Here is a 17,135-nt window from a genome sequence, read left to right as displayed (position 1 = left end):
TTAAAATGCGTATTTGAATTAAAACCGACTTTACTTATAAGAATAGTTGTGATAAATTCAACATATTATTACGTTCGGGAGTGGATGACTTGCTTAAAGTTGAAGGATTGTATCATAAATTTGGTACACAAGAAATTTTGAAGAATATAAATTTTGAACAAGAAAAAGGTACCGTCACAACAATTATTGGACCAAGTGGATCGGGGAAGACGACACTACTAAGAAGTTTAAATATGCTTGAAACACCATATAAAGGATTAATCGAACTCGGGAATTGTAAGTTCAATGTAGAAAATTATCAAAAGCAGGATGTTACACGCTTAAGAAGTCAATCCGCAATGGTTTTTCAACACTACAATTTGTTTAAAAACCGTACAATTTTAGAAAATATTACAGAAGGTTTGATATACGGACAAGGAATGAAGAAGAAAGCAGCTAAAGAAAAAGCTATGAAATATCTTAAAAAAGTATCTTTAGATGATAAAGCGGATGTTTATCCTGTTCAACTGTCAGGTGGACAACAGCAACGAGTTGGTATTGTGAGAGCGCTCTGTATAGAGCCTGAAGTGTTGTTATTAGATGAACCAACTTCAGCACTTGATCCTGAATCTGTACAAGGTGTGTTAAATATCATTCAAGAAATTGCAAGCGAAGGTAGAACGATGGTTATCGTAACGCATGAAATCCAATTTGCGAAAGAAGTATCTGATCAAGTTGTGTTTATGGATAAAGGTGAAATTATTGAAAGTGGGACACCGGAAGCCGTTATTGATAATCCAGCATCTGAACGTACGAGAAGATTCTTAAGTCGTTTAACACCAGTCGGATTGTAGGAGGTAAAGAATGAAATATATTAAATTATTGATTTTGATGATGCTCATCATTTCTTTATCTGGTTGCGGCACAATCACGAAAGAAAATAACGGCAAAAAAGTTGTCAAAGTGGCTTTATCTGCAGAAGTCAATCCGCCTTATTTATATACAGATAGTGATAATAAACCAGTCGGATACGATATGGATTATATGAAAGAACTTGAAAAGAAATTACCACAATATGATTTCCAATATGAATTTGGAGAAGAAGAATCTAACGTTGTTGGTATTGGTGTTGGTAAATTTGATATGGGCATTAATTGGTTCTTCAAAACCCCTGAGCGAGAACAGAAATTCTTGTATCAGAAGGAGCCTTATGTTTATTCTTTAACAACACTTATTGTACATAATGATACAAATGATATTGAAACTTTAGATGATTTACAACATAAAAGACTAACGCCTATGTCACCGAGTGGCGGCTTATATTCAATCTTAACAGGTTACAACAAGACTCATAAAAATCAAATCGACATTGATGAAATCCATAAAGTTTCAAATGGTGAAAATTTCAAAATGATTGAATCTAAAAGAAGAGATGCCATGTTCTTAAACTTAACAACTTACCAAGCAATTCAAAAAGAACTCAATGCTGACGTGAAAGTTGGTGGCGTTGTTTCAAAAGAATCTGTTCATATTTTATATAACAAGAAAAATACGCAATTACAAAAAGATATAGACAAAGCAACTAAAGAATTAAAAGAAGATGGTACGCTAGAGAACTTATCTAAAAAATGGTTTGGATTTAATATATTTGATGATAAAGAGTCATTAAATGATATTAAAGACCGCTTATAAGGAGGAGACATATGGGAACTACCACTTGGCCAGATTTGTTTGCGCAAATACTGGATAAACTACCAATTACATTGTTTATTACTGTTCTTTCTCTTTTATTTGCGATGATATTGGGGCTAGTATTAGCAGTTATTAGAATCAAAAAAGTACCTGCACTATCCCAAATCGTAAAATTATATGTATCCTTTGTCAGAAGTACGCCACTTATATTACAACTATTTTTAGTATATTTTGCGTTACCGATCATATTGCAGTGGGTTTACATTGATATTAATCATTTTAGTAGACTTTTCTTTGTTATTTTGACATTCACGCTACATACTGGTTCATATTTATCAGAAGTGATGAGAGCTGGATACAACTCTGTTGATAAAGGACAAATTGAAGCAGGGAAAACAGTCGGTCTTAATGATCGTACAATTTTATTAAGAATTATTATTCCACAAGGATTTAGAAATAGTTTACCAAACATCGGTAATCAAGTTATAGAACTGATTAAAGACACATCATTAGCATTTACAATCGGTTTAATCGATATGATGGGACAAGTGAATTTAATTATCGGTAATAACTACGGACTAGGTATGTTTCCCGTATATGTCGCGATTTGTATCATTTACTGGGTCATCTGTATCATAGTCGAGTTTATCGTGATGCTTTTAGAAAAGAAATACAATATTCCATATCAAACTGAACAAATGAGGTGAGCAATTTGACGATAGATTTTCCTTTTATGTATGAACATGTTGGAGATATTTTAAAAGGTGTGCCGACAACGTTATTAATAGCAGTTGTCAGTATGGTATTTGGATTAGTGATTGGTACTGCTTTTGCATTAATAAGACAAGCTAAGTATTCAGTTATTAATCAACTCATTGTCATATTTGTTTCATTCTTCAGATCAACACCACTCATCGTTCAGTTGTTTGCTTTTTATTATGGAACACCTGTAGTAATAGAGTGGTTAAACAAAATGTGGCACTGGAACATTGATCCTGATGGTATCAATCCTTTAGCAATCGTATTATTTGTATTTACATTACATTCAGCTGCGTATTTGACAGAAGTGATGCGTGGCGGTTTACGAAGTGTTGATGATAAACAAATAGAAGCGGCACTAACAGTTGGACTTAGAAAGCGACATATACTCATGAGAATTGTGATACCTCAAGCTTTAGGTTATGCAATTCCAAACTTATGTAATCAATTTATTGCTTTAATTAAAGGGACAGCAATCGCGTTTGTCGTGCAAGTAACAGAAATACTCGCAATCAGCCAAATTATTGCTAACGATGGTTATCGTTTTGTTGAAGTATATATTATAGCAAGTGCAATATATTGGATCATGGCTATCATTTTCGAATGGATTTTTGACAAGATGGAAAACAGAGTTGGAAAATATTTATATCAAACATAAAGCGCAAGGTCATAGATTATCATTTCCTAGGAAATTTAATCTATGACCTTATTTTTTATAACTTTACATCGTATAAGTGTATACTAATAGATAAATAAATATCGGGGGTGCATCATGATTGAAATCCGACCAGTTGAAATGACAGACGCAAGTGAATTGTTAGATATAGATGTACGTAATAGAGCATTATTTGAATCATATTCAGCAGCAGATCGCAAAGATTCAGACTATCAACTCTATAATTATAGAAAAATTATAGACAAACATTTACAAGATATGACAGAAGATAAAGGCTATCACTATGTCATTGTACATAAAGAAGATAATAAAGTAATCGGAACGATAGATTTATTTGCAATCGTCAGACACAATATTCAAAGCTGTATGATGGGATATGCATTAGACGCTGCATACAACGGAAAAGGTATTACAACATTGGCAGCAAAAGAAGTCATTCGTATCGCATTTAATGAGTTAGGATTTCATAGAGTTGAAGCAGGCGTACAACCAACAAATATCGGTTCAGTTAGAGTATTAGAAAAAGCAGGCATGATACGCGAAGGACTAAACAGATCTAACGTAAGAATAAATGGCGAATGGAAAGACCATTACCTATATGCCATCGTAAATGAAAACTATTAAAGATAGGTGAGTAGTATGATGGTAGTAGGGTTGGGCGTTTATATATGTTTGTTATTATTGGCTAATTACTTAATTAAAAATGAAAAATTCTATATTATTCATACGATGTTTACAATAATCTTTATCTGTTTTAGCCAAATTCCTTTAATTTATTATGCAAAACTTGATGGGGACTTAAATGCCAATGTATTGGTATTTGGTTTGATGTTTACAATACTGATGAGTGTATCCATGTTTCTTCAAGTGATTTGTGATTTAATATCTTATACGAATTTGTTTAGAGCAGAAACAATAGATAAAATGTTCAAAATAGTGTCTGATCCATTAGAAGTAGTAGGTAATATACTGAAATCAGTTTGGCTATTACTATTTGGTATACATTTAATTCAAAATAATGAATATGGGATAGGCTTATTATTTCTAATATGGGGATTATTGATTGTCTATTATATTGGCATACTTATATATTATGTAACAAGATACAAAAAAGGTATTAGTCCAAATGTGTTTTTTATAAATATTGAAACACTATTGATATTTTTAATTCTATATATAAGTACTTTTATTATATGAAGTGACTTTCTGGACCGATAAAAAAATTTACGGTCCAGAAATAAGAAATGTGGACCGATAAATAAAATTACCGGTCCAGAAACGAGATTTGCAGGCCGATAAAAATAAATATCGACCCGAAAACGAGATTTGCAGGCCGATAAAAATAAATATCGACCCGAAAACGAGATTTGCAGGCCGATAAAATAAATTATCGACCCGAAAATGAGATTACCAGGCTGATAAAATAAATTATCGGCCTGGTAATTTCCTAATACCACATTAAATGAAACAAGCGGAACCATAATCAATGATGGTTCCGCTTGTTCTGCTCTATTGTCCTGCTTCGCTTGTCCTATTTACCTTGAATCAGGCTGGTCTATTTTTCTGTGGTGATCTATATATAATCCTAGTGGTGTTAGTATGAACGAAAGTATGATATATGCCCAATTCGATGTATATATTTTAGGTCCTAATTGTAAATAGACGCCTGGTAAATAAAAGGCTAGTATCGTCACAACTAATGTCCCGAATATCAATATATTAGTAATCATGGTTGTCCAATTGGATTCGCTATATATTCGTATTTGAACGACTTTAAATATCATCCATATAAATATAAAAATCATCGTAAATCCTGTTACAAAGGTGATGAGGAAAGTATAGAGGTAAGTGAATTCAACTTGTGTGAAGAATCCTGTGAATCCTCTTATGAATGAGAAGACACCTAACAATATAAGGATGTGTAATCCGATGAATTTAAATATATTCTGGAATGTTCTATTAGGCATATTTCTAATCATCGTGTCGGCATGTTTTTTTGGATCATGTTCAAAAAATTCCATGGCATGCATGCCATCTTTTTCGGCACTTAATAAATGATTAAGTATATTGAGCAACATTTTCTCTGAGTCATATTCATTGATGCTCAAATTTGCGCGTACATATGTTATATAATTTTCGTAAACTTCTCTATCGTGACTATTGAGTCTTAATCGTTTTACGTTGTTTTCTATTATAAGGTCGCGTGTTGATTTTTTCATCAGCGTTTTCCTTTCTGTTATCAATAATTTTATTCTAACAAGTATTTTCTAATAAAACATTACAAATTTGAGGTTTATACTTTTTACAGATGATTAATTTTTCGATATTATTAAATGTAACAGGTGGTGTAGTCTTGGAGATTATGACATTATTTATTATCTTTTTAGTAGGGATTTTTGCAGGAACGATTAATATTGTATCGGCTGGTGGCTCGTTAATTGTCTTGCCGTTACTTATATTTTTTGGATTACCAACTACTGTTGCGAATGCATCGAACAGGGTTGCGATTTTAGTTCAAAATTTATTAGGCTTATATGTGTTTTACATAAAAGGTATGAAAAATGTTAAGTTGAGTTTGATGTTAAGTGTGCCTGCTTTAATTGGCTCTTTTATCGGCGTTCATTACGCTATAAATCTCCCGGATGCTGTCTTTAACCGCATGTTAGGTATTATTATGCTTCTCGTTTTAATCGTTATGATTATTCCTACCAGATGGAAAGATACACAAAAACAATCTGAAAAATTATCTGCCTTTAGAATTTTCCTTCTTATTATTGTTTTTCTAGCACTTGGTATTTATGGTGGCATTGTTCAAGCTGCTGTAGGATTTTTATTTATTATCGCTTTAAATTTAATTATGCCAAGACTGACTTATGCAGAAGTTCAATGTATGAAGACGTTAGTTATAACGATTTACTTATCATTATCTACTTTTGTTTTTATTTTTCAAGGTTATGTTAATTGGCCATTTGCCATAAGCTTAGCACTTGGTTCAGGTCTAGGTGGCTTTATTGGTGGTCGTTTAACGGTTTCTTTACCTGAAAAGAAACTGAAAATTGTGATGTTTATTATCATATTTATTTTAGCAATTAAGTTACTAATCGAGAATAATTAGGTAGGTTAAAAATGGTTGTCATAAAAAATATAGAAGATGACGCAATGATTTATAACATTAGTGAAATGGCTGCTTCATCATTTAAAGAGGAAAATCAAAGTTTGAAACTTGCTACATCATTGGAATATGAGGCGATAAAGCGGTCTCTTGAATATGAGAAGAGTGTTTTGAAAGGTGCTTTAATTCAAGATGAATGTATCGGTTTTATATGGGCGAAATATAATGTTCATGATCGAGAGGTTAAGATATACAACCTTCTCGTAGATAAAAGTCAAAGAAATAACGGTATAGCAACCGCTTTGAAACGAGAAATAGAAAAGTGGGCAAAAGATATGGGTGCGTATACCATCGTTTCAACAGTCCATGCTCACAATAAAACAATGATTCATTTAAATGAATCAATGGACTACGAAGTTGAAAAAGTTATTATGCGTAAAAAGCTATTTTAAACAGAAGAGAGGAATTTTATGGCCATATTTGAAGGTTTTTTATGGTTCATCATGGGTATTATTCTAAGTTCAATCATACATCATTATATTTCTAAAATACCTTTAAGTTTTGTTCAAATTATAATTGGTTTTGTTATATTCTTATCTCCAATTCCAGTTGAATTAAATTTTGAGTCAGAAGTATTTATGGTAGGTATTATTGCACCGTTGCTATTTTTAGAAGGTATTTCGGTATCGCGTGTTCATTTAGCGAGGTATTTGAAACCCGTTATGTCAATGGCATTAGTGCTTGTATTCTCAACAGTTATTGGTCTTGGCTTCTTATTACATATTATCTGGCCAGAATTACCATTAGCTGCATGTTTCGCGATTGGTGCTATTGTTTCACCTACAGATGCGGTAGCAGTTCAAGCTATTGCGAAAGGTAAATTATTGCCTAAAGGATCTATGACCATATTAGAAGGTGAATCTTTACTAAATGATGCTGCAGGTATCTTATCATTTAAGATTGCATTAGCCGCATTAGTAGGTGGTTCATTCTCCTTAACCGGTGCAGTTGGACAGTTCTTTATAACTGCAATCGGTGGCGCAATTGTTGGGCTAATCATTGGTTATGGTGTTGTACAGTTACGTGTTTATTTAACACGAAATGGTATTAATAACGGCAATATGCTTACGTTCATCCAGGTTATTACACCATTTTTAGTTTATATTATTGCTGAAACATTCCATTCATCAGGTATTATTGCTGCAGTTATTGCAGGTTTAATTCACGGTGTCGAAAAAGATAGAATTGCTCAAGCAACAACGAAAGAGCAAGTAACATATAATCATACTTGGGATTTACTGAGTTATTTATTAAACGGTTTTGTATTTATTTTATTAGGTTTCTTAATACCTGAAGTCATGATTAATATATTAGAAGAACCACAACATGAAATTATGCATGTGATAGGTATTACATTATTTGTAGCTGCATTAGTGTATCTATTTAGATATATTTGGGTGCTTATTTCATATCCATATTTCTATTTACCAGAAAGTCGATTTTCTAAAATGTTAAATACGGGTAAAGATATTGCCCCAGAATCTCAAGTAGATAAACCAAATCGCTTTAAATATGCGTTTATTATGACGGTTTGTGGTGTTCACGGTACCATTTCATTAGCAATTGCATTGATGTTGCCATTTAAATTGTCAGAACACACTGATTTTATTTATCGTGATCATCTATTGTTTATCGCAACAGGTGTTATTTTAATCAGTCTTGTACTCGCACAATTAATATTACCGCTCGTTACACCAAAAGCTAAACCGAAAGATCAAAGTTTACTAACATTTAACGAAGCGAAAATTTTATTAATTGAAAGTGCATTAGAGAATCTACAAGAATTTTACAGTAAAGAAACAAGCTATATTTACGGTAAAATCACACGCAGTTATCATATGCAATTATCATTCTTAAGAGAAAATGAAGAAAAAGATGAAGATATTAAAGAGTTAGAACGTATGCAACGCATTGCGATTGATACAGAATTCAATACGTTGGATAAACTCATTAAAGAAAATAAAATATCTCAAAGTACATTTGATAACTACAGACAAATTACAGAACGTTCATCTACATTTAAAAATGCTTCTTTATATACAAAAGCGAAATTAATGTTGAAATTGTTTATTAGACGTAGAAAAATTAAAACATTCATCAGTGCTACAAGTTCACTTTCAATTGAAAGTAACATTAAAGAGATGAGATTTATAAGTAAAGAAGTGCATTTCAATGTTGTTAAAAGATTAACTGAAGAAATGAATGACAATAACGAATTTGAAATTAGCATCGTATGTGATTCTTACTTGAACAAAGTTGAAAGATTAACGCCTGATTACTTCAAAGGCAATCACACTGCTGTATATACAGAAATGGAAATTTACGCATTAAGAATTCAAAGAGAAATGATTAATCAGTTAACAGAAGAAGGTAAAGTCAGTCGTTCAATGGCAATCAAACTAAGAGAATCTGTTAATTATGATGAAATGATTGTTCTCGGTAACAGCATATAGTTTGTTTTCAATAGATAGCTTACATGTTGTGTGGTAAAATGTTTAAGACTATATATAGGAGGCGACACCTATGAAGAAGGCACTTTTACTTATGGTGAGCTCATCAATTATTCTAGCAGCGTGTGGTAATGATGATGAACAGAAAAATCTAGAACAAGAAATTAAATCTTTAGAGAAATCGACTAAAGATTATCAAAAAGATAAAAAGTCTTTAGAAAAAGAAAATGAAAAGTTAAAAGAAAGTATTAAAGATAAAGAAGAACAATTAAAAAAGCTTGAAGATGAAGTGAAAAGCAACCAAACAGATACAGAAGAATCTAAAAGAAGCAAAGATGATTCTAAAGATAAAAAAGAAACTTCAAGTACTGAAAGTAAAGAGGACTCAGCAAAAAAGCCATTTCCTAATACAATTCGAACATCAACAAATGGAGATGTTGAACTCATTCATGATCTTAGAGATAAACATTTTCAATTTGAAGACAGTGGCATGAAAGTCAATATTGACCATTTGCAAATTTTCCAAGTGCATAACATGCCTGAAGGACAGGTCTTACTTTTTAATGGTGCGAAAAATGGTTATGTCGTGATGTATGAAGTATTAACTGAAAATACATCTAATCATAAGTTATACTATGATAATACGGCGTCTATTCAAGATGGCAGTCATAAACAACGATCTGATTATGCATCATTTATACCAGACTCTCACAATGAAAAGTACATGAAAAAGTCTAAAGAAAATACAGATGAATATCAGCCAGGAGAAAAGACAAAAAGTTTAAAATCTATTCCAATTTCTCAAAAAGCCTATGAAGCGCTTAAAAATAACCGTGCTACTTTCAATATACACGGTGGCGTAAGTAAAACTGCTACATTTGATGATGCAACTGATAAAGTAAAATCATTTAAATTAGATTTATAGGTCGCGTTTAGATTGAATTGTATTAGGGAATAAACAACAAAGGATTATTTGAAAAGAGGGATGTCATCGTGCACGAAAAAGAATTTGTTCTGATTGAAGGCGGAAAAATGACATTATTAGAATTAGGTCATGAAATCGAAACAATCACAGGTCGAACATTACAATCAACAACAGGTGAGGTTAGAAGTTGGCCATCAGAAGCAGTAATTTTTAATCGCAAATCTAATATTAATCAAGTCACATATCGTTTTAACGAAGTTAATGATTTGATTGATGCAACGATTGAAGTTCCTAGAGGCTTTAAAAATTATGATACTGATCCTGTAACAATTAAACTGCTAACATATATTAGAAAAGCATAGTACACATAACGGAGCGGGATGATGAAATCTTTTAAGTATAAAAGATTTCTCACTCGCTCCATATTTTATACATAAGGAGAATATAATGAGGTCTAAACTTTCGATATTTAGTTTAATAACATTGATTGTCTTTGTTATTGCGGGTTGTTCAAATGACGTAACTGAGAAAGAAGGCAAAGATGGAAAAATTGTATTATCACCTAAAAGTGATGACATTAAAGGGAAAGTCTTGTTTGATAGTGCACATGGTCAAACAGCAGGCAGTGCAGATTGGGTCATTAATGGTGGTTTTTCTGATTTTGCTGATGCATTAACGAAAGAAAACTATGAAGTAACAGATTTAGGATATAACCAATTATTAAATTATGACAAGATGAAAGATTATGAAGTCGTTGTTATTCCAGAGGCTAATAATCCACTTAAAGCGAGTGAACAAGATGCTATAGAGCAATATGTGAAGTCTGGTGGAAGTATATTAATGATTAGTGATCATTATAATGCCGATAGAAACTTTAATCGATATGATTCTTCAGAAGTGATGAATGGTTATAGAAGAGGTGCTTTTGATAATCCTACAAAAGGTATGAACGCTGAAGAAAGCTCCTCAGATAAGATGAAAGATATTCAAAGTAGAGATTTCTTAAACGAAGTGTTTGGCTTGAGATTTAGATACAATGCATTAGGTAACATTAAAGTAGATGATTTAGCAGATGAAAAAGATAGCTTCGGAATTACTAAAGGTGTTAAAGCAGTATCGATGCATGCCGGTTCAACAATCGCCATTACAGATCCTGATAAAGCAAAAGGTGTCGCTTTTGTTCCTAAATTATCAAAAGATGATGCATGGAATCATGCTGTAGACCAAGGCATATACAATGGTGGTGGCCGCAATGAAGGTCCATATATTGCTGTGAGTAAAGTTTCTAAAGGTAAAGGCGCATTTATAGGCGATTCTTCAATGGTAGAAGACAAGTCACCAAAGTATAAACGTGAAGACAACGGAGAAACTAAAAAGACTTATGATGGATTTAAAGAAGAAGATAACCAAAAAATGATTATGCAAATTGTAGATTGGTTAAATAAAAAAGATGATGACCAAGATTTATCAACCATGAATGTTCAACTTGATGATAAGACTAATTTATTGAATTTTGAACAACCTGAGAATAGTAGAGAAAATGAAAAAGAACCTTGGGGAACACCTAAACAAGGCTATAAATGGTATGATTCCTCAACTTATGCATCTGGAAGTTATGGTGCAAACTCAGAAAGTAAAAAAAATAAAGCTGATCAATCAACGACGTCTAGTTCTAAGCAACAAAATAATAATCAAACATCCAATAGCGAACAAGGTACATTTGAAATGCCATCATCCGTTCAAAAACAAGAGAAATTTGAAATAACAGTCCATGTCGATGAATCGAAATTAGTAAATAATAAATTTCAGTTGTCTATCAAAAACAAAGACGGACGAGAAGTAGGTATGTTTGACGGACAAGCACCAGGAGTTTCAAGTTCAGTATCACCAAAAATTAAAAACGGAGTAACTGATTGGTATTTTAAATCCAAAATAGCAAACGAAGCAGACAACGAAGTAGAAGTTGAAGTCTTATCAGGCGGCAACGTGATAGCTAAAACCACATTAAATGTACAATAACGGGTGTCGTTAGGGACAGAATTTGGAGAAATGTCCCTAGGTGAGTACATTCTAATTACCACAATTCAGAATAATGGAAGTTAGCGCATTCTAATTACCACAATTCGAAATTCTGACAGTTAGCAGTATCTCAATAAATTTTATATAGTTATTTGTAACTTTTTATTTAAATTTTTATTAATAATATAAAATGCATTTTAGTTGATGTAAGCGCTTCCGTAGATTAAAATTAAACTGTAATCAATTTAAGGGAGGCGTTTTAATATGGCTTTTGAATATCCAACTGCAGCAAATGCAAAATACAAAGTTAAAGACAAGTACCAGAACTTTATCGGTGGTAAATGGGTGGATCCTAAAAATGGTGAATTCTTTGATAATGGATCGCCAGTAACTGGTGAAGTATATGCAAAAATTCCTCGTTCTACAAAAGAAGATATAGATGAAGCAGTTAAAGCAGCACATAAAGCACAAGTTGAGTGGGCGAAAAAGTCGCCAGCTGAACATTCGCAATTACTCTTAGATATAGCAGATCGTATTGAAGAAAATTTAGAAGAATTAGCAGTTATTGAAACATTTGATAATGGTAAACCTATTAGAGAATGTCTAGCAGCTGATTTACCATTAGTTGTAGATCATTTTAGATACTTTGCTGGAGTTGTCAGAGCAGAAGAAGGGGCAATCTCTCAAATTGACGACAATACAGTAGCGTATCACTTTAAGGAACCTATTGGAGTAGTTGGTCAAATTATTCCATGGAACTTCCCGTTATTAATGGCTACTTGGAAGTTAGCGCCGGCAATCGTAACAGGTAATGCTGTTGTACTTAAACCAGCAGAACAAACACCTGTTTCTATTTTACATTTTATTGAACTGATTCAAGACTTATTACCAGAAGGATTGATTAATGTTGTAAATGGTTTTGGTGCGGAAGCAGGACAAGCTTTAGCGACACATGAAAATATTAATAAAGTTGCATTTACGGGTGAAACAACTACTGGTCGTATCATCATGCAAAATGCGAGTCAAAACTTAATTCCAGTAACACTTGAATTAGGTGGTAAATCACCAAATATCTTCTTCAAAGATATTATGGATGAAGATGATGACTTCTTAGATAAAGCTGTTGAAGGATTAGTGATGTTCGCACTTAACCAAGGTGAAGTATGTACATGTCCATCAAGAGCATTGGTACATGAAGATATTTATGATAAATTTATCGAAAAATGTATCGAGCGTGTAAAACAAATTAAGACAGGTAATCCTCTAGATCCAGAAACAATGCTGGGTGCACAAACGTCACAAGAACAAGCTGAAAAAATTAAGAGCTATTTAGATATTGGTAAACAAGAAGGTGCAGAAGTATTAGTTGGTGGTAATGTAAGAGAAGAAGCTGGAGAATTAGAAAATGGTTTCTATATTGAACCAACAATATTTAAAGGCACACAAAATATGAGAATATTCCAAGAAGAAATCTTTGGACCAGTATTATCATTAGCAACATTTAAAGACGATGAAGAAGCTTTAGAAATGGCGAATGATACTTTATATGGTTTAGGTGCAGGTATTTGGACTAGAAACCAAAATAAAGCTTATCGCTTTGGTAGAGGAATCCAAGCAGGTCGTGTATGGGTGAATAACTACCATACTTATCCAGCTCACGCTGCTTTCGGTGGTTACAAAATGAGTGGTATTGGCCGTGAGAACCATAAGATGATGTTAGAACATTATCAACAAACTAAAAACTTACTCGTGAGTTATGACGAGAAGCCTGCAGGACTGTTCTAAATGACTGAACAAGTCACTGCTACTGAAAAAGCCAAATCACTCATTAGAGAATTAAAGAAAACACATGGTGAAAACCTTATATTTCATCAATCAGGTGGATGTTGTGATGGTAGCTCTCCAATGTTATTTGTTGAAGGAACATTAATTATTGGAGATGTAGACGTGAAATTAGGTGAAATTGAAGGTGTCCCATTCTATATGAATAATAAGCAATATGAATATTGGAAACATACGAATTTAGAAGTCGATGTTGTTGATGGAAGAGGCGGTATGTTTAGTATAGAAGGCCCAACTGGGAAGAGATTTCACATTAGGAGTTCAGTAAGATCATAATTTTTTGAAGGATGTGCTAAAATATTAGTACATCCTTTTTTGAATATGATAAAGGTTGGGTGAATGAAATGAAACATTACATTGAAACAAAACGTTTAATACTTAGAAATTGGAAAGATGAGGATGTTGCATTATTTCAAAGTATGAATGCAAGTCCTGAAGTGAGAAGGTACTTTCCAGATATATTGAGCTATCGTGCGACTGAAAATATGATTGACCAAATGAAATCGGTCATCGATCAACATGAAATTGGTTTATTTGCTGTGGAATTAAAAGAAACTAAAAGCTTTATCGGTATGGTAGGTTTGAATTATATCCCAGAAGGTAGCGAATTAAGTTTCCCAGAATTACCTTTTTATGAAATAGGTTGGCGCATGGATAAGGATGTATGGGGTAATGGGTTAGCAACAGAAGCGGCGGAAGCAGTATTAACATATGCTAAATCAAAAGGTATCGATGAAGTGTATAGTTTTACGTCGGAAATTAATAAACCTTCCAGAAGAGTCATGGAAAAATTAGAAATGAACCATATTAGGAATTTCTTACATCCAAAAGTCATACATGATGATGATTTAGCAGCACATGTTTTATATCATAAAGTATTGTAAGGAGTAGATGATATGATCGTTATTAGTGCATGTTTAGTTGGAGAAAAAGTAAGGTATGATGGCAACCATAAGTTAGATTTGTTCTATAAGAATCTAATAGATGAGAAGAAAGCAATTAGTATTTGTCCTGAAATATTAGGTGGCTTACAAGTTCCTAGAGAACCAGCAGAAATCATCGGAGGAGATGGTTGTGATGTGTGGAATGATCAAGCAAAGGTCATGACTGTTGCAGGTCGTGATGTCACAATACAATTTAAAGAAGGCGCTAAACGTGCACTCTCTATTATTAAAGATTTAAATGCCGATACAGTTATTCTGAAAAGTGACAGTCCTTCATGTGGTAGTACTGTTATATACGACGGTACATTTACGGGAAATAAAAAAGAAGGTGTCGGTGTTACGACAGCCCTCTTTACATTAAATGGTATTAACGTCTATGATGAAAAAACATTTTTAACTATTTTTGATAATCACGAAGTTTAACGGGTTGTGCCATTTTCATAGCACTAAATAAATCATCGATATTTTCTTTAATAATCGCTAAACTTTTATAATCTGAACTGATAAATTCAGTTGATATTAAATGATCAATCATTAAACTTAATGGATTGAAAAATTGTTTAGTATTTAATGCACCAATTGGTTTATGATGTAGTCCTATTTGAGACCATGTATAAATTTCAAAGAATTCCTCTAAAGAACCAGCACCACCAGGTAACATAATGAATGCATCAGCCATATCAGACATCATTTGTTTTCTTTCATGCATTGTTTCGACAACATGATATTCTGTTAAATTCTCATGAGCGATTTCACGTTCTCCTAAAAATCTTGGCATTACGCCAATAGCAATACCATCATGGTCAATGACACCATTGGCTACTGCTCCCATCATGCCAGTTGATCCGGCACCATATACTAATTCATATTTATTTTCGGCTAAATATTTACCTAACGCATAAGCTTGTTCTGTATAAATTGGGTCATTTCCCTTACTTGCACCACAGAAAACAGCAATTTTCTTCATATATATTACTCCTCTCGCATATGTAGTATAATAACTTAAAAGATACTTCTATTTATTTAAGAAGGGGGTATAACTATGAATATATTTTTAATGGTCGTGCTTATTGTGCTTATTTCATCAGTAGCAGGTCTTATAAAAAACCACCAAAGTAAAACGGTTAGAATAGAAAAAATTAAATCCCAACGTGTTAAAGATGAATTAGAGCTTGAAAAATTAAAGCATGAGAACTATCTATTAGAGACGGATAAGATGCGTTTAGAATTAGAACAAATGAAAGAAATAGATAAAGTTAATTTAGAAAAAGCTAAAAAACAAATGATAGAATAATAACATTCTGGACGATTATCATTGTCCAGAATGTTTTTTTATTAATTTTGATAGAAATTCTGAAAAAACTTTATGGTCTTCTTGTGTGAGTTTTTTAGGTCCTTTCGTTCTACCACCTTGTTGACGTACTTGAGCAGAAATATGTCTTTGCGTTAACAGTTGTTCAATATTTTGAGGCGTATACTCGTAACCTTTATGATGGATAACGTGAAGGGCTTTATTTAATAAAAGACTCGCTAGTCCATAATCTTGCGTCACAACTATATCATCTGGTTGCGTCAATTTGACAATTCTAAAGTCTGCACTATCTGCACCATGATCAACATATATTGTTGAAACATAATCGGGATATTCCCTTAGTGAGAAATGGTTAACACTTCTAATAATAAGAACAGAGATGCTTGTATGTTGAGTTAAGCGAATGATATCATCCGTAACTGGACAAGCATCTCCATCTATAATAATTCTGTTAATCATTTATTGCGACGAAATCTTTTCTTAGATTTTTGGTGTTCAGTCGTATGTTCATCATATGGAAATTGGCTGATATGTTGAGACATTGACGATTTATGTTGATTAAATAGAAGATGACTAGATTTTTCTTCTTTCTCATTTCTAACTCTTTCATTGACTAATTCTTGAATGTTTGGTTTTGCTTGTTTAGAGCTTACGTCGTTGATTGATTTTGCATTACTGCTTTGTGTAGTTGCTGTGTTCATTTGATGTCCCTCATATTTCTTTATTTCTTTAATACGTTCTTCTTTGTTTTGTTGCTCTAATTTTTGTTCTTCTTGTTCACGCGCTTCGATATTACTTTGTAACTTTTTATCTAACTTCGTCACATCTTTTTCGTTTTCTTTTTGAAGTTTTTCACCTTTTTTAGCTTGTTGTTCTTCAACTTTTTGGTAATGAGTCAATTCTTTAATACGCGCTTTTTTATTTTCTTTTTGTGCTTTTTCTTCTTCTTTATTACGAGCATCGATATTTTTTTGAAGTTTTTTATCTAAATGATCAATTTCTTTTTGTTGTTGTTTTGCTTCTTTTTGTTCTTCTTTAAAAGGTTGTTTCATTTGTTTGTTATATTCATATAAACGTTTCTTTTGAACAACATATGATTTTACAGGTTGTGTTTTTTCTGCAACTTTATCTTTCGTTTCGATTGTTTTATCTTTTACTTTATGTGAAAAATCAACAGTCGTTTCAGTTACATGTTTAACATCTGGATGTTCTTTTATTTTTTTGCGTTCTCTAATTAATGGAACTAATACAAGTGGTAATGTGTTAACAATTAATTTAACTTTATCATTCATGAGTCATTCCTCCGTAGTCATTTCTTATAATATATCTTATTCCAATACCCTATATCATAATCTTCAAACGATT

The 17,135-nt window shown here is 32.5% G+C and carries 20 protein-coding genes and 1 pseudogene; 17 read left to right on the top strand and 4 right to left on the bottom strand.

From position 1 onward, the window contains the following. Window positions 1–89 precede the first annotated feature (89 nt). The 6 genes from LQ675_RS03825 to LQ675_RS03800 all read left to right on the top strand — a co-directional run bounded on the left by LQ675_RS03825 (window position 90) and on the right by LQ675_RS03800 (window position 4,303). On the top strand, window positions 90–833 hold the full coding sequence (locus LQ675_RS03825; RefSeq protein ID WP_239726605.1) for an amino acid ABC transporter ATP-binding protein: 744 nt from the start codon (window positions 90–92) through the stop codon (window positions 831–833). 10 nt (window positions 834–843) lie between these two features. Further along, the gene (locus LQ675_RS03820; protein WP_075577726.1) at window positions 844–1,671 is read left to right on the top strand and encodes a transporter substrate-binding domain-containing protein; all 828 of its coding nucleotides are present in this window, start codon (window positions 844–846) and stop codon (window positions 1,669–1,671) included. 11 nt (window positions 1,672–1,682) lie between these two features. Next, window positions 1,683–2,378, top strand: a complete 696-nt coding sequence (locus tag LQ675_RS03815) for an amino acid ABC transporter permease (protein WP_058591661.1) — start codon at window positions 1,683–1,685, stop codon at window positions 2,376–2,378. A gap of 5 nt (window positions 2,379–2,383) precedes the next feature. Beyond that, on the top strand, window positions 2,384–3,088 hold the full coding sequence (locus LQ675_RS03810) for an amino acid ABC transporter permease (RefSeq protein WP_239726606.1): 705 nt from the start codon (window positions 2,384–2,386) through the stop codon (window positions 3,086–3,088). Window positions 3,089–3,202: 114 nt separating this feature from the next. Continuing rightward, window positions 3,203–3,730, top strand: a complete 528-nt coding sequence (locus LQ675_RS03805; protein ID WP_048541861.1) for a GNAT family N-acetyltransferase — start codon at window positions 3,203–3,205, stop codon at window positions 3,728–3,730. An 18-nt stretch (window positions 3,731–3,748) separates the two neighbouring features. Next, window positions 3,749–4,303, top strand: a complete 555-nt coding sequence (locus tag LQ675_RS03800) for a hypothetical protein (protein WP_239726607.1) — start codon at window positions 3,749–3,751, stop codon at window positions 4,301–4,303. Between the two features lie 338 nt (window positions 4,304–4,641). Here LQ675_RS03800 and LQ675_RS03795 read toward each other — a convergent pair whose 3' ends face one another. Further along, entirely contained in the window at window positions 4,642–5,325 is a 684-nt protein-coding gene (locus LQ675_RS03795; protein ID WP_025904720.1) for a DUF1129 family protein, read from the bottom strand. 143 nt (window positions 5,326–5,468) lie between these two features. Here LQ675_RS03795 and LQ675_RS03790 point away from each other — a divergent pair, with 143 nt between their 5' ends. The 10 genes from LQ675_RS03790 (at window position 5,469) to LQ675_RS03745 (ending at window position 14,881) form a co-directional block, all read left to right on the top strand. Continuing rightward, entirely contained in the window at window positions 5,469–6,221 is a 753-nt protein-coding gene (locus LQ675_RS03790; RefSeq protein ID WP_075578075.1) for a sulfite exporter TauE/SafE family protein, read from the top strand. An 11-nt stretch (window positions 6,222–6,232) separates the two neighbouring features. Continuing rightward, window positions 6,233–6,670 (top strand): GNAT family N-acetyltransferase, encoded by a 438-nt coding sequence (locus LQ675_RS03785; RefSeq protein WP_048541866.1) that lies wholly within the window; start codon window positions 6,233–6,235, stop codon window positions 6,668–6,670. Between the two features lie 18 nt (window positions 6,671–6,688). Continuing rightward, the gene (locus tag LQ675_RS03780; RefSeq protein ID WP_048541868.1) at window positions 6,689–8,731 is read left to right on the top strand and encodes a cation:proton antiporter; all 2,043 of its coding nucleotides are present in this window, start codon (window positions 6,689–6,691) and stop codon (window positions 8,729–8,731) included. 70 nt (window positions 8,732–8,801) lie between these two features. Further along, on the top strand, window positions 8,802–9,653 hold the full coding sequence (locus tag LQ675_RS03775; protein ID WP_048541870.1) for an SA0632 family lipoprotein: 852 nt from the start codon (window positions 8,802–8,804) through the stop codon (window positions 9,651–9,653). A gap of 68 nt (window positions 9,654–9,721) precedes the next feature. Further along, on the top strand, window positions 9,722–10,015 hold the full coding sequence (locus LQ675_RS03770) for a hypothetical protein (RefSeq protein ID WP_049319685.1): 294 nt from the start codon (window positions 9,722–9,724) through the stop codon (window positions 10,013–10,015). An 85-nt stretch (window positions 10,016–10,100) separates the two neighbouring features. Continuing rightward, window positions 10,101–11,672 carry a Gldg family protein gene (locus LQ675_RS03765; RefSeq protein WP_075577728.1) on the top strand — a complete coding sequence of 524 codons (1,572 nt, stop codon included), beginning with the start codon at window positions 10,101–10,103 and terminating at the stop codon, window positions 11,670–11,672. A 264-nt stretch (window positions 11,673–11,936) separates the two neighbouring features. Continuing rightward, window positions 11,937–13,457 carry an acetaldehyde dehydrogenase ExaC gene (gene exaC / locus LQ675_RS03760; protein WP_048541876.1) on the top strand — a complete coding sequence of 507 codons (1,521 nt, stop codon included), beginning with the start codon at window positions 11,937–11,939 and terminating at the stop codon, window positions 13,455–13,457. Next, window positions 13,458–13,790 carry a DUF779 domain-containing protein gene (locus LQ675_RS03755; protein ID WP_025904728.1) on the top strand — a complete coding sequence of 111 codons (333 nt, stop codon included), beginning with the start codon at window positions 13,458–13,460 and terminating at the stop codon, window positions 13,788–13,790. Window positions 13,791–13,858: 68 nt separating this feature from the next. Further along, window positions 13,859–14,398 (top strand): GNAT family N-acetyltransferase, encoded by a 540-nt coding sequence (locus tag LQ675_RS03750; RefSeq protein ID WP_048541878.1) that lies wholly within the window; start codon window positions 13,859–13,861, stop codon window positions 14,396–14,398. 12 nt (window positions 14,399–14,410) lie between these two features. Next, the gene (locus tag LQ675_RS03745) at window positions 14,411–14,881 is read left to right on the top strand and encodes a 2-thiouracil desulfurase family protein (protein ID WP_152291779.1); all 471 of its coding nucleotides are present in this window, start codon (window positions 14,411–14,413) and stop codon (window positions 14,879–14,881) included. Here LQ675_RS03745 and LQ675_RS03740 read toward each other — a convergent pair. Then, a complete protein-coding gene (locus LQ675_RS03740; protein ID WP_239726608.1) occupies window positions 14,856–15,425 on the bottom strand; it encodes an LOG family protein in 570 nt (189 codons plus the stop codon). The genes LQ675_RS03745 and LQ675_RS03740 overlap by 26 nt on opposite strands. A gap of 75 nt (window positions 15,426–15,500) precedes the next feature. Between LQ675_RS03740 and LQ675_RS03735 the strand changes: the two genes are divergently transcribed. Continuing rightward, window positions 15,501–15,752, top strand: coding sequence for a hypothetical protein (locus LQ675_RS03735; RefSeq protein WP_078355492.1), 252 nt, complete (start codon window positions 15,501–15,503; stop codon window positions 15,750–15,752). Window positions 15,753–15,770: 18 nt separating this feature from the next. On the opposite strand, the gene LQ675_RS03730 is transcribed toward LQ675_RS03735, so the two are convergent. Beyond that, window positions 15,771–16,226: a YaiI/YqxD family protein gene (locus LQ675_RS03730; RefSeq protein WP_239727048.1), complete on the bottom strand. Its 456-nt coding sequence runs from the start codon at window positions 16,224–16,226 to the stop codon at window positions 15,771–15,773. A gap of 248 nt (window positions 16,227–16,474) precedes the next feature. Beyond that, a pseudogene (locus LQ675_RS03725) lies at window positions 16,475–17,062 on the bottom strand (hypothetical protein); the annotation flags it as partial. Window positions 17,063–17,135: the final 73 nt, after the last annotated feature.

It is taken from the genome of Mammaliicoccus sp. D-M19 (assembly GCF_022386695.1).
GTDB classification, from domain to species: domain Bacteria; phylum Bacillota; class Bacilli; order Staphylococcales; family Staphylococcaceae; genus Mammaliicoccus; species Mammaliicoccus sciuri.
Note: the sequence above shows the minus strand (reverse complement) of the source record. Positions and strands in the feature narration are given on the sequence as shown.

Bases quoted from the DNA above. Each gene is read 5' to 3' on its own strand.
- LQ675_RS03820 (WP_075577726.1), top strand. From the start codon at position 844: ATGAAATATATTAAATTATTGATTTTGATGATGCTCATCATTTCTTTA.
- LQ675_RS03800 (WP_239726607.1), top strand. From the start codon at position 3,749: ATGGTAGTAGGGTTGGGCGTTTATATATGTTTGTTATTATTGGCTAAT.
- LQ675_RS03775 (WP_048541870.1), top strand. From the start codon at position 8,802: ATGAAGAAGGCACTTTTACTTATGGTGAGCTCATCAATTATTCTAGCA.
- LQ675_RS03795 (WP_025904720.1), bottom strand. From the start codon at position 5,325: ATGAAAAAATCAACACGCGACCTTATAATAGAAAACAACGTAAAACGA.
- LQ675_RS03765 (WP_075577728.1), top strand. From the start codon at position 10,101: ATGAGGTCTAAACTTTCGATATTTAGTTTAATAACATTGATTGTCTTT.
- LQ675_RS03740 (WP_239726608.1), bottom strand. From the start codon at position 15,425: ATGAAGAAAATTGCTGTTTTCTGTGGTGCAAGTAAGGGAAATGACCCA.
- LQ675_RS03750 (WP_048541878.1), top strand. From the start codon at position 13,859: ATGAAACATTACATTGAAACAAAACGTTTAATACTTAGAAATTGGAAA.
- LQ675_RS03745 (WP_152291779.1), top strand. From the start codon at position 14,411: ATGATCGTTATTAGTGCATGTTTAGTTGGAGAAAAAGTAAGGTATGAT.
- LQ675_RS03790 (WP_075578075.1), top strand. From the start codon at position 5,469: ATGACATTATTTATTATCTTTTTAGTAGGGATTTTTGCAGGAACGATT.
- LQ675_RS03785 (WP_048541866.1), top strand. From the start codon at position 6,233: ATGGTTGTCATAAAAAATATAGAAGATGACGCAATGATTTATAACATT.
- LQ675_RS03735 (WP_078355492.1), top strand. From the start codon at position 15,501: ATGAATATATTTTTAATGGTCGTGCTTATTGTGCTTATTTCATCAGTA.
- LQ675_RS03815 (WP_058591661.1), top strand. From the start codon at position 1,683: ATGGGAACTACCACTTGGCCAGATTTGTTTGCGCAAATACTGGATAAA.
- LQ675_RS03780 (WP_048541868.1), top strand. From the start codon at position 6,689: ATGGCCATATTTGAAGGTTTTTTATGGTTCATCATGGGTATTATTCTA.
- exaC (WP_048541876.1), top strand. From the start codon at position 11,937: ATGGCTTTTGAATATCCAACTGCAGCAAATGCAAAATACAAAGTTAAA.
- LQ675_RS03805 (WP_048541861.1), top strand. From the start codon at position 3,203: ATGATTGAAATCCGACCAGTTGAAATGACAGACGCAAGTGAATTGTTA.
- LQ675_RS03755 (WP_025904728.1), top strand. From the start codon at position 13,458: ATGACTGAACAAGTCACTGCTACTGAAAAAGCCAAATCACTCATTAGA.